General features: G+C 35.6%; 16 protein-coding genes. 1 reads left to right on the forward strand and 15 read right to left on the reverse strand.

Translation table 11 applies throughout. The annotated features are described in order from the left end of the window. Positions 1-7: 7 nt before the first annotated feature. From ACESM9_RS02810 to ACESM9_RS02870, 13 genes are all read right to left on the reverse strand, one after another. Complete coding sequence (locus ACESM9_RS02810; protein ID WP_372995074.1) at positions 8-853, reverse strand: fumarate hydratase; 846 nt, start codon at positions 851-853, stop codon at positions 8-10. Positions 854-1,002: 149 nt separating this feature from the next. Beyond that, entirely contained in the window at positions 1,003-1,512 is a 510-nt protein-coding gene (locus ACESM9_RS02815) for a nitroreductase family protein (RefSeq protein ID WP_372995076.1), read from the reverse strand. A gap of 122 nt (positions 1,513-1,634) precedes the next feature. Further along, the gene (locus ACESM9_RS02820) at positions 1,635-2,294 is read right to left on the reverse strand and encodes an ABC-2 transporter permease (RefSeq protein ID WP_372995078.1); all 660 of its coding nucleotides are present in this window, start codon (positions 2,292-2,294) and stop codon (positions 1,635-1,637) included. After that, positions 2,287-3,153 (reverse strand): ABC transporter ATP-binding protein, encoded by an 867-nt coding sequence (locus ACESM9_RS02825; protein WP_372995080.1) that lies wholly within the window; start codon positions 3,151-3,153, stop codon positions 2,287-2,289. The genes ACESM9_RS02820 and ACESM9_RS02825 overlap by 8 nt, the downstream gene beginning before the upstream one ends. 3 nt (positions 3,154-3,156) lie before the next feature. Then, positions 3,157-3,531 carry a GntR family transcriptional regulator gene (locus tag ACESM9_RS02830; RefSeq protein ID WP_372995082.1) on the reverse strand — a complete coding sequence of 125 codons (375 nt, stop codon included), beginning with the start codon at positions 3,529-3,531 and terminating at the stop codon, positions 3,157-3,159. 168 nt (positions 3,532-3,699) lie between these two features. Further along, entirely contained in the window at positions 3,700-3,930 is a 231-nt protein-coding gene (locus tag ACESM9_RS02835) for a glutaredoxin domain-containing protein (RefSeq protein WP_372995084.1), read from the reverse strand. A 205-nt stretch (positions 3,931-4,135) separates the two neighbouring features. Beyond that, positions 4,136-5,155, reverse strand: a complete 1,020-nt coding sequence (gene namA, locus ACESM9_RS02840; protein ID WP_372995086.1) for an NADPH dehydrogenase NamA — start codon at positions 5,153-5,155, stop codon at positions 4,136-4,138. Positions 5,156-5,176: 21 nt separating this feature from the next. Beyond that, positions 5,177-6,001 carry a carbon-nitrogen hydrolase family protein gene (locus ACESM9_RS02845; RefSeq protein ID WP_372995088.1) on the reverse strand — a complete coding sequence of 275 codons (825 nt, stop codon included), beginning with the start codon at positions 5,999-6,001 and terminating at the stop codon, positions 5,177-5,179. A gap of 145 nt (positions 6,002-6,146) precedes the next feature. Then, a complete protein-coding gene (locus ACESM9_RS02850) occupies positions 6,147-6,386 on the reverse strand; it encodes a hypothetical protein (protein ID WP_372995090.1) in 240 nt (79 codons plus the stop codon). Between the two features lie 20 nt (positions 6,387-6,406). After that, a complete protein-coding gene (locus ACESM9_RS02855; RefSeq protein WP_372995106.1) occupies positions 6,407-7,216 on the reverse strand; it encodes a hypothetical protein in 810 nt (269 codons plus the stop codon). Then, a complete protein-coding gene (locus ACESM9_RS02860) occupies positions 7,213-7,413 on the reverse strand; it encodes a hypothetical protein (protein WP_372995092.1) in 201 nt (66 codons plus the stop codon). The genes ACESM9_RS02855 and ACESM9_RS02860 overlap by 4 nt, the downstream gene beginning before the upstream one ends. 86 nt (positions 7,414-7,499) lie before the next feature. Beyond that, on the reverse strand, positions 7,500-7,787 hold the full coding sequence (locus ACESM9_RS02865) for a hypothetical protein (protein WP_372995094.1): 288 nt from the start codon (positions 7,785-7,787) through the stop codon (positions 7,500-7,502). A 47-nt stretch (positions 7,788-7,834) separates the two neighbouring features. Continuing rightward, positions 7,835-8,065 carry a DUF2164 domain-containing protein gene (locus tag ACESM9_RS02870; protein ID WP_372995096.1) on the reverse strand — a complete coding sequence of 77 codons (231 nt, stop codon included), beginning with the start codon at positions 8,063-8,065 and terminating at the stop codon, positions 7,835-7,837. A gap of 137 nt (positions 8,066-8,202) precedes the next feature. On the opposite strand from ACESM9_RS02870, the gene ACESM9_RS02875 reads away from it, so the two are divergent. After that, entirely contained in the window at positions 8,203-8,646 is a 444-nt protein-coding gene (locus ACESM9_RS02875; RefSeq protein WP_372995098.1) for a BON domain-containing protein, read from the forward strand. Between the two features lie 227 nt (positions 8,647-8,873). Here the strand turns inward: ACESM9_RS02875 and ACESM9_RS02880 are convergent, their stop codons facing one another. Together ACESM9_RS02880 and ACESM9_RS02885 are read right to left on the reverse strand one after the other, a co-directional pair. Beyond that, entirely contained in the window at positions 8,874-10,142 is a 1,269-nt protein-coding gene (locus ACESM9_RS02880) for a TIGR02679 domain-containing protein (RefSeq protein WP_372995100.1), read from the reverse strand. Positions 10,143-10,148: 6 nt separating this feature from the next. Next, positions 10,149-11,919, reverse strand: a 1,771-nt coding sequence (locus ACESM9_RS02885; protein WP_372995102.1) for an SbcC/MukB-like Walker B domain-containing protein, incomplete at its 5' end; no start/stop codon positions are given.

Consider the following 11,919-nt stretch of genomic DNA (forward strand, 5'->3'; position numbering starts at 1 on the left):
TATAATACTAAATTATTGTTTCTTTGTGCCTTGCTGCATGGCATTGGATGTTTATGGCCACCGGCATACTGGCTATATGAGCAGGAAAGGTTTCTATATGGACAGCCAATGCTGTGATTCTTCCACCGAAGCCCTGTGGTCCGATACCTAATTTATTTATCTCTTTCAGTAGTTCCTTTTCAAACTTGGCAACTACCGGATTAGGATTATATTCGCCTATTGTTCGGAGCAATGCCTTTTTAGCTATCAAGGTAGTCATTTCTATGGTTCCACCTATTCCTATTCCAACAATTATGGGAGGACATGGATTTGAACCTGCCTTATCCACAGTTTCCAGCACAAATTTCTTAATCCCTTCCACTCCATCAGATGGCTTAAGCATTGCCAAAGCACTCATATTTTCGCTTCCTCCGCCCTTGGGAGCTAATGTGATTTTTATCTTATCTCCCTTTACAATGGTGGTATGAATTATTGCAGGAGTATTATCCCCAGTATTTTTCCGCTCCATAAATGGATCATCCACACAGGATTTTCTAAGATATCCATTTATATATCCTCGCCTTACACCTTCATTTATAGCTTCATATAGATCTCCACCAACAACTCTTACATCCTGACCAAGTTCTAGAAATACAACTGCAAGTCCCGTATCTTGGCATATTGGCATGAGTTTTTTTCTTGCTATTTCCTCATTACTTAAAATATCTATAATTATTTCCTTACCAAGAGGTGATTCTTCTTTCTCTACAGCATCTTCCAATGCTTTTTTTACATCCTGCGGAAGATAATAATTTGCTTCTATGCATAATCTCTCTATTTCCTTAGTAATAATGCCCACATCAATTTCTCTCATAAGCTAACTCCTCTTAAATAAATAGTATAAATCCTTCTAACCTATGTATTATTATACATCATTTTTTTATAGAGTAGATGATTATAATAAATATCATTAAAAAACCCTTCAAAGTCTATAACAAACTATGAAGGGTTTTGAACTCACTTCTATCTATGTATTTTATTGTAAAGCAACTTTTCTTCATCATGAGGTTCTTTTTCTTCATCGGGATAACCGATGGCAATGATGCATTCTACTTTAGCGCTTTCTGAAATTCCTACCACTTCTTTTACATAGTCTTCAGTTGAAGTACTTTCATTATACTGCCTTTCCCTTACCTGTACCCAGCATGTTCCCAGACCCAATGAGTGGGCAGTAAGCTGCATTATTACTGCTGCTATGGAGGCATCTTCTATCCATACATCATAGGGCTCACCATCAATTGTAACTACAATGGCCAATGCTGCGCCTTCCAGCAACTGGGAGCCTCTTACCCTGCATTTTGATAGTTTGCTTAGCTTTTCTTTATCCTCTACAACATAGAATTCCCATAATCTTCTATTACTCGATGAAGGAGCCATTAAAGCAGCTTTTAGTATAGCATCTACTTTTTCCTGTTCTACTTTTTTGTCCTGATATTTTCTTATACTTCTTCTTGTTTTCAATAACTCTAACATAGTATCTCTCCTTTCATGATTTTCTCTCTATATAATATTCTAATATATGGCAACCATGATGTCCAGTTTTACCCATAAAGATACACCATATCATTTTTGATACAGTGTATCTTTAAACTAAGTTAAAATTCTCTTCTATTATAAAACCATGCAGATAGTGAGAAGGACAGAAGCATATACAATACAATGATCACTATGAAAACCAGTACAATTGTAATATTACTTTGGGTATTGAAAAAGCTAATAATATCCTTTACCCATAGGCTATCATGCTTTGATTTCAAAGCCTGTGTCATAAGGGATGAACCAAAGAAAAACAGGAAGAACAATACGAAGTTAGCAACTCTCATTTTCATATAGCCTAATTTATAGTATATTGGAAACCATATTCCTGTCATCAAACATACAGCTGCCAAGCTGCCTATTAGGATTTCTAAAGATAAAGGATATGTCTTTAGTGGTATGTTCAGCAAATTAATTATTGTGATCATTGCCTTATATGAGAGTATTCCCATTACAGCATATATAAGCACCGAAAGATATTTTGCAGCTACAATACTCATTCTTTTAATAGGTAAGCTATTAAGCAGCAAATCCGACTTGTTTTTTTCCTCATAGGCACAGGCTGTCATAGACAACATATACGTAACAGCTACCAAACCCATGGGAAACATGGCTTCACCCATCCCCTGAAATGCTACTAAAACAAAGGCCAAATATGCAATACCGAATATAAACTGTTTCTTTTGTATCAAAACATCCTTAATAATAAGATTAAACATTTCTGCACCTCCTGGTATAATAAAGCATTACATCCTCAAGAGACGGTTTTTCTATAATTATCTTATCCTTATAGGCTTTTCTTGTTTGATTTTTATCTTTAACCAATGCCTCAAAACCAAATTGATTTTCCCTGATATCGATGAAATCCTTGGAATTTACATTGTTAAGTAACTCCTTACCGCCTCTTACCAACCCATAGTTGTTTATAAGCTCATCCTTCTCCAGGCTTAATACTATTTCTCCATCATTGATTAAAGTCACATAATCTGCAATCTTTTCAAGGTCTGAGGTTATATGAGTTGAGAAAAATACTGCCTTGTTTTCATCCTGAATAATCTGAGAAAGTATCTCTAATAGCTCTCTTCTTACCAAAGGATCCAATCCGGAAGTAGGTTCATCCATGATCAACAAGTCTGCATTATGTGATAAGGCTACAGCCAAAGAAAATTTCATTTTCATGCCCTTTGACAAATCCTTTATCTTCTTTTTTAAAGGCAATCTAAACTCTCCTATATACTTATTGAAAGCACTATCATCCCATGTTTTATAAAAAGATGCCACAATCCTCTTCATCTCTGATATTGTGAGTTCTTCATAATAGTTGTTTTCATCATATACAAATCCTATCTTTTGCTTTACGTCTAACTCATACTTAACATTATCCAAGCCGAATACTTTGATAACTCCCGCATCTTTTTTCATAAGATTCATGATAAGTTTTATTGTAGTGGTCTTGCCTGCACCATTGGGTCCTATAAAACCCATTATATAGCCCTTTTCCAAGGTAATATCAATACCCTTGAGACTAAAATCTTTGAAGCTTTTTTTCAATCCTTTAATTTCTAGTATGGACTCCATACTTTATACCTCCTCATACAAAAGTCTCAGTATTTGTTGAAGCTCTTCCAGGGACATATTTATAGTCTTTGCTGCAGATATAGCTTCAGCCATCTTATCTTCCACAATTCGAATTCTGGCCTCTTTAAGCAGTTCCTTGTTCTGGGGTTTTACATAGGAACCTTTACCTGGTATGCTTACGATATATCCATCTCGTTCCAATTCTTCATAGGCTCTTTTTGTGGTTATTACACTTATCTGTAATTCCTTAGCCAGGTTTCGTATGGAAGGTAGCAGCTCAGACTCTGATAATTCGCCATTTATTATAAGATTTTTCATCTGATCAGTAATTTGCTCATAAATTGGCTTATCGCTCTGATTGGAAATTATTATATTCACAATCTCTTACCTCCAATAAACATTAAGTATAAATACTATACTGTATATACTGTTCATATACAGTATAGTGTTTATATTATTTATTGTCAAGATTTTTTAAAAAAAATACACCGCTAAATGTCATCTATATCTGACATTCAGGGTGCTATCTAAGGTTTCACTGCTTTTTTATCTTCTTAATAGAGAATCAATTCTGGCTTGATCAAAGCCTATTATTATATTACCATCGATATCTATCACAGGCACTCCGCTTTGACCTGACTTTCTAATCATCTCTATGGCACCTGCTCTATCTGCTGCTACATTTACATCTCTGTATCTAACCTCTTTATACTGTAAGTATTCTTTAGCCTTATGACACCATGGACATGTGGGAGTGGAATAGACTGTAACATTCATTTATATACCTCCTTTGACTTGTTAATAGTAATACTCATTTTGCACCTCTATAATATTTGTTTGTTACTTATACCCGGTATAGGTATATTATAATATATATTTTCTATTGATGCAATAGTTTATGTTAATATTTTATTGTTTTTTATTAATTTTGGACAAAAAAATCTCCTCAACAACCAATCTGATTTTTGAGGAGATTAATATATTATTTTGCTCTTTCATATTGCTTTGGCCAAATTATTTCATCTCTTACTTCTTTTGCAGCATTTAGAGGGAAGTAGGGATTCCTTAATAATTCTCTTCCCATGTATACCATATCAGCTCTTTCGTTCTGCAATATTTCTTCTGCCATAACCGCTTCTGTAATGAGTCCACCGGCTATAACAGGCAACCCGGTGATTTTCTTTACGGTCTCTGCAAACTTTATCTGATATCCGGGGTAGACTTTCATTTTTACAGGAACTACAGCCCCAGAACTTACATTAACCATATCTACACCCTCAGATTTAACCATATTTATAATTTCAGCCAAGTCTGTATCGTGGTTTCCTCCTTCAGCATAGTCTTCTGCGGAAACCCTTACCCCAAGAGGCTTTTCTGCAGGCCATACTTCTCTTACTGCATGTATGACTTCTTTTAAGAATCTTGCTCTGTTTTTTAAGGATCCTCCATATTCATCGGTTCTTTTATTTGATAAAGGTGACAAAAACTGATTTATCAAGTATCCATGAGCTCCGTGAATCTCTATCATATCAAAGCCTGCTTTATAAGCTCTCAAAGCCGCATTTCTAAATAAATTCACAGTATTTTTGATATCATCCTTAGTCATTTCAACAGGTGTTTTATAGCTCTCATCAAAGGCTATAACACTGGGAGCTATTATTACTTCTTCGTTTGCGGCACATTTTCTCCCTGCATGGTTTATCTGAATCCCAATCTTGGCTCCATGCCTTTTGACTTCTTCAACAATTTTGGATAGTCCTTCTACATGTGAATCATCCCATAACCCTAGGTCATTGTCTGAAAGTCTCCCTTTAGGTTCAACGGCAGTGGCTTCAACTATAATCAAACCAACTCCGCCTATTGCTCTTGTGGCATAATGTATGAAGTGCCATGAATTTGCTTTGCCTTCGTTATCAGAGCTGTACATGCACATAGGAGGCATAACAATCCTGTTTCTAATCTCCATATCCTTTATCTTTAAACTGGTAAAAAGCTTGGACATAATCTCACTCCTTTACCTCATCTATTTCTTATACATATCATAAATGTCAGTCCTTCTATGTTTCAATAAAGGCAGTTCCTTTCTCACCTTCTGGACCATATCCAGATCCACTTCACCATAAAGGATGCACTCCTTCTCGTCGGCTTCCTTTATTATTTCTCCCCATGGATTGACTATGCATGAGTGGCCATAAGCATGATAGGTAAAATCCATATCTCTGGATGGTGATGCTGCAATAAAATATACCTGATTATCCAAAGCTCTTGCTCTAACTGTTATATGCCAATGAGCCGGACCGGTGGTCATATTGAAGGCTGCCGGAACTATAATAATTTCTGCTCCTGCCAATGCCATAAGCCTCATGAGCTCAGGAAAGCGCATGTCATAACATATAGCAACTCCTACCTTACAAAACTCTGTATCAAATACAGTTACATCATTACCATACTCCAATGTATCCGATTCCTTGAACCTTACGCCACCCTTTACATCAATATCAAATAGGTGCATCTTTCTATGTCTTCCTAAAAGCTTACCCTCTCTATCAAAGGAATATGAAGTATTATATATTGACCCTTTGTCTTCTTCCGGGATTGAACCACCTATTATATATATCCCCAGTTCCTTCGCCAGATCAGACAACATATTGGTAGTCTCCCCTGAATAGGTTTCTGCAAATATGGGAAAATACTTGTTCTCGTAGGGACAGTTGAACATTTCGGGCAGTATTACAAAATCGCATCCATTTGCGGCAGCCTCTCTGATCATAGACTCAGCTCTCTTAAGATTTCTTCCTTTATCCAGGTCAACATGCATTTGACATATGCCAATTTTTATCTTCCCCATAATACCACTCCCTTATTATTATAAATTTTCATTGTCTAGCATAGTGCTAAAAATTCGCCACCATAAACGATATGTTTATACAATATTATACTAAATGCTGCTGATATTCATATGGTTTTTTTCAGTATTTCACCTATTGTGTTGATTATTTTTTTAATATTTTATTATATATGGATTTCAATGAAAACAGAGTTCCTTTAATGTGGGTAGAGGCAGCTTCAAACAGGAAAGGCAGCCTGCTGAACTGGTTTTGGCTATCTTGCATAAGATAAGTCCAGGTTGATGAGGGGCCCTTTAACTCAACTGCGTCAATGAAAATTCCTTTTTTACTTACTTCCGCATTGCTAAAAATATTCACTATCTCTTCATCTATTTCCTGCAGCATATTGTCAAAGGCTGGTATGACTATTCTACGCTATCCGTGCCCACAAGAATAGGCTGACCTGTCTTATTAACCTTAATTATCTCCTCTACTAGCGCTTTATTTTTTGATTCCTTGTCTGCAAACACCCTATCTTCATGATCAACTCTTATACATGGCTTGTTGGTAGGTATGACCACAACATCAAGCCCATAGAACTCTCCCAATTCCCCGGCTGATCTTCTTCCAGTTCCAGTCATACCTGACAACCTTGGATATAGGTTTAAGAAATGCTGAAGTGTTATAGAACCCAATATCTTTCCTTTAGATAAGTCAACTATCCCTTCCTTTGCTTCAACAGCTTGCTGCAGATTATCAGGCCAATGCCTTTTATCCGCTATTCGCCCAGTAAATTCGTCAATTATCTCAATGCGCCCGTTTCTAACAATATAATCTCGATCCTTCTTCAACAGTTTTTCTGCATGGAGGGCACAGTTGATTCTGGCGAGCCTTTCAAGATTATCTGGATCATAAAGATTGCCGCATCTCATAATCTCTTCAACTTTTGCGAGCCCAGACTCCGTCAGAAAAATATTTCTCCCATGTTCATCTATTTCATAATCAACACCATCTATTAGCATATTAACTATAGAGTTATAGTATTCTATTTTTTCCATATTGACTTCTACATTTCCGGCAATCACAAGAGGTATGCGAGCCTCATCAATCAGTATGGAATCTGCTTCATCCACTATTGCATAATAAAATGGTCTATGAACCAGCTTACCCTTGTCCATACACAAAAAATCCCTCAGATAATCAAAACCTGATTCTTTAGCTGTAAGATAGGTTATGTCTGAGGCATAGGCTCTCCATGTCGGATTCTAGATTTGATCTTGCATGTTATATCTTTTAGTTCTTCATCTTTTAAATTAGTAAAATTATATTTATTAACTTCCTGTAAAATCTTCTCATAAAGCTTAAGATCGTACTCCACAGGATTATACCAATCCTTGATATAATCACTGAAATGGCTTCGTTTATTAAACATTGTAATCCCTCCTGAAAATAATCAACTAATCGTACTGAATTTCAAGTACGATTGATAAGCTGCCTAATAAATACAGGCTTATTTGATCAATTTTCAGGATGGGAATCTGCAAGTTTTAAGGCATTGAAAATAATAAGCATAAGGATGCTGAATAGATATATTATGTCGAATGAAATTATAAAATGGTTTGAATATGTGAAAAGGCTGTAAGTCCACGTATAAGTGTGATTTTCAATAAGCGACGTGTAAGATAATATTGCCTGAGTGTTTGCAATAAGCAAAAATGCACATGCCAATAAAGCACCATTTATATTAGAATGGCCTTTTATGGATTTTGTGAGCAGTAAAGCTGTTCCTATAATCATAATAGCCAATATAATTGATACATATTGCCATGTGCTGCTACACTCCTTGATTTACATCAATATTTTTGAATCTCCAGTAAATCATCTATTCTTTGGGAAAAATATTTATATGAATCATATACGCCCTGATTATAAAATTCAGGAGCAAGTTTCTCAATGATAAAATCCAAAAACAGCATTGCTGCTAAATCTCCCAGCTCTTCATCTCTTTCTTTCCTGAAATAATCCTTTATCAGTGATACCATAGTCTCTTGTTTTTCTTTGCTTATTTCAATCTTTTTATTCATTACAATTCTCCTCGTATAATATCTACTTTTATCATATCTCTTATTTGCCCCTTTGAAAATAGCTTATTGATACATTAAGCATCTATTTTTGTGGAACCATATTTAAAGATACTATAATGATAATCGGAGGAATTGATATGAATAGAGATGCAGAAATCGTTGAATGCATAAAAAAAGAACTGGAGGATAAAATGCAGCTAAGTGCCATGGACATAAATGTTGATTGCAGAGAAGGCAATGTGATTCTATATGGGGTTGCAGATGTTCTGGCTGAAAAGATATTTGCAGAAGAAATTGCAAAAAAAGTAGATGGAGTTAGGTCTATAGAGAATGACATAACCATCAGCATGGATAGCAGCAATATAACAGACAGCCATATAAGAAATGAAATAGAAAACAAGCTGTACATGAGTGAGAAACAAGAAGGTCTATCCAATGTAGGAGTTGATGTAAAAAGCGGCACCGCTGTATTGATGGGACATGTGGAAGATGATTTGGATAAGAAGAAAGCTGTAGAGCTTGCCTCTTCAGCCAGAGGTGTGGCGAATATAGTGGATAATATTAAGATGGAAGATAAGTGACTATGTAAAAACTCGGTAATGTAAAATAATTTGTACTTTTATGAAAACAATGCTCTTTTCTGGCAAGAATCTAAAAAACATTTAAGCCAGAAAGGAGTTTGTTTTCATTCCAGTAAAAAGATTATAAAATTACTGTTTTATAATAACATTCCATAACAGTCTGTACCCACTTATATCTCTTAATTATTGATAAGTTCATAATAAACAACATTATCCACTATTATCCATCATCTTGTTCCAATGGATTCTATAAACTCTACTATCTCAGAAATAACCTTCTCCTGATAACCTGCAAATCCTCTTATTTCAATCTCTCTTGCCAAAATCTTTAAATCAGGATTTTGGATATTGTCCAGGCTCTTCAACCTTTTTTCTTCAATCTTTTTATTGGATAAAGCCATCTTATAGCGTTTAATATCCATACAGCATAGCTTAATTCTGTTAAACTTACTTAATAATCTTTCTGCAATAAGAAGTCCCTCAGGATCAAAATCACCTGAATAATATATGGAACACTCCGATTTATTGAGAAGCTTAAGCACTATAAGCACAGCTAACTTAGGCTGTCCATTTACGCATATACATGGCAATTCAGGATCATATTCTGTCAATGCAGAAAAAACCGATGGGTTTTCCACCGCCATTAAATAGCCTCTCGGGCTTATTATTCTATCAACTTTATTCAGATTATATAAAGTCACAGCCATCGGTTCTTTTTGGATCAGAGCTGCACTCCATATACTGTTTTCTATTTCCCCATTATAAGCCAACAAACCATTTACCAATACCTGATTTGAAACCTCGTCTATCAGTATACCGCTATCATATAGCAGTTCTGATCTTTCTTCTGCATTTGAAGGATATGTGCATTTATTTATATAAGAAAGAGCTTTAATCAACAGCCTGCCTGCATCATTACCATAATCGAAATAGTGAGGATCCGTTGTTATATTTGCAGCAAACACGGGAAGTCTTAACCTATGTTCCTTTGGTAAGCTAATCAATGCTTTGCAGACATTAAAAAGTTCTTTTTTCAATTTTATCTTATCATTCATCCTGACGTATATCATCTTGTATTCCTGGGGATTTTTTATAATATCTTGTATAAAATCTGCAGCTATGGTTCCACTAAAGTCATCAATCAATCCCTGAAACAAATTCTGCCTTTCCTTATTTTCAATATCAGCAGCTTCTTTCTGGGTTAATGCTTTTTTATTCAGTATTGCTTCTAAAATATCTATAAGATCAAAATCCTCAAATTTGGTATCTTTTAGCTTTTTCTCAAAATCCCTGAGGCTGATCTTTATTCTATCCTGCCCCGAAAAATCCTGTCTGAGAAATCTTGACAACACATCCCTCTCTTCTGGCAAAGGATCATCTATATAAATATTACCTCCAAGCCTGCTTAGGGAATAATATTTCTCATATATACCTTCAAGAGCTCTTCTAAAGCCCTTTTGCCTAAAATACGCCAGGCATTCTTCATAGATATCCATATTGCATCAACCTATTCCTTCCATTATTCTCTGCTTGCCGTTCCATTTATATTTAACTTTCAGCACAGTGCCACTGTTTTTACTTCGCACCAACTCATATATGGTAAGAGCAGGTATGGTAGCATAATCTCCCCATAAGGCCTGTGAATTCATAATGAAATTGAAGTCCAGACTCTGTATCAATCCAAACATGTTCTCTATATTGTTTTCATCCACACCTGCAAATGCTTCGTCCATTGATATGATCTTAGGCGCATCAGGTCTTGCGTTGTCATATTTGGCATATATGGCAGCAAAAAGAGGTACATACATGGACATGGCCTTTTCTCCTCCGCTGAATATATCATAAGCATGATTGGACAATTCCTTCCTGCTTTCTCCTGTCTTCTGGTAAAAGAGCCTGAATTGATACCATTGCCTATAATCCAATATTTCCCTCATGATGACATGCAATGCCGAATAACTGCTGCCATCGTCTCTGTATTTTCTGGCTCTGTTTATTCTTGCCATAAAATGGGCAGTAATTCTGCGCCTTTCGCTGTCTTTTATTACAGCAGGATCTACTTGCAAAAGCTTTACCAGCTCTTTAGTATTCAGTTCGTCTTCATCTTCGGCGTTTTTGGGTTCCCAACTTATTTGAAAAGTGAGACCGCTGGAGGTATCCATATCCTTCATTATTTTATTCATGTTGTCTATCCACTTCTGTGCCTTTCTTATCTTAGCAATAATTTTGCTGCTTATACTGTTTGCCAGTATATCTTCAAAGAGTCTTCTTTCTTCATCCTTTATCAAAACCTCATATTCATCCATCCTGAGCTTCAATATCTCCATCAACTGATATAAGGTCTTAAGGCTGCCTTCTGCCCTGAAGGATAGCACCAGCCTGGATCCTCCGGTAACATACTGTTTAAGTTCTAAATTGGGATAAAAATCTGTCAATGCTGCCTGATTGGTATTTAGTTGAGCATTTAATCTGGTAATGATCTCTTCCTTTTTATCCAACTGGCCTTTAAACAATTCATCATATTCCTTCACTTTTTCTTGGCAAAGGCTTTCTAAATCTATATCTAACAAATCTCCCAAAAACCCAAAGCTCAATTCTTCTTCTACGGATGCTGATGATTCCAATGCCTTGTCATTAAGCTCTTCCACGTGCTGCCTCATATTTCTTAATTCCATTTTATTTTTTTCATTTTCTCCATATTGTGTTTCCTTCAGCTTATTCTTTTCTTTCTTCTCATTGGGAATTCTCTTCAGTCTTTCCACGCATTCCATTATCTCTTTTTCAATGCTTTCTATATCCTTATCCTTAAGCAATTCCTCAATCTGTTTGATTCTCTCCTCTTTATTCTTTAATCTGCCCGTTTCATCTTTAATCTCATAGTAAATATCCTCTATCTCATTTTCCAAAGATTCTTTGGAGTTTTCCTTATGGTGCAAAAGTTCCTTCTTATTTCTTCTTTGATATAGATATTTTTCCATGTCATACAGGATATCAATATATTCATTAATATTGTTCAATGCTTCCCTGTAAACATCCAATCTTTGATTAAGCTCAATACCTGTAGTAAGACTAGTTATTTCCTCCCTAAGCTTCAGCATATTTCTCTTTATGCTGTTTATCTCCAGTTCCAGATTGTTTATTTCTCTGATAATATCCTTTTCTTTATCTTCGTATTCCTCCAGAAGCTCATAAGCTGCATCCAGATCATCAAATCTGGGAAAACTATTATATTCTGATTTCAGCGCAATAATTTTTGCTTCCATCATTTGTTTC

Source organism: Lutispora sp. (assembly GCF_041687175.1).
Taxonomy (GTDB): domain Bacteria; phylum Bacillota; class Clostridia; order Lutisporales; family Lutisporaceae; genus Lutispora.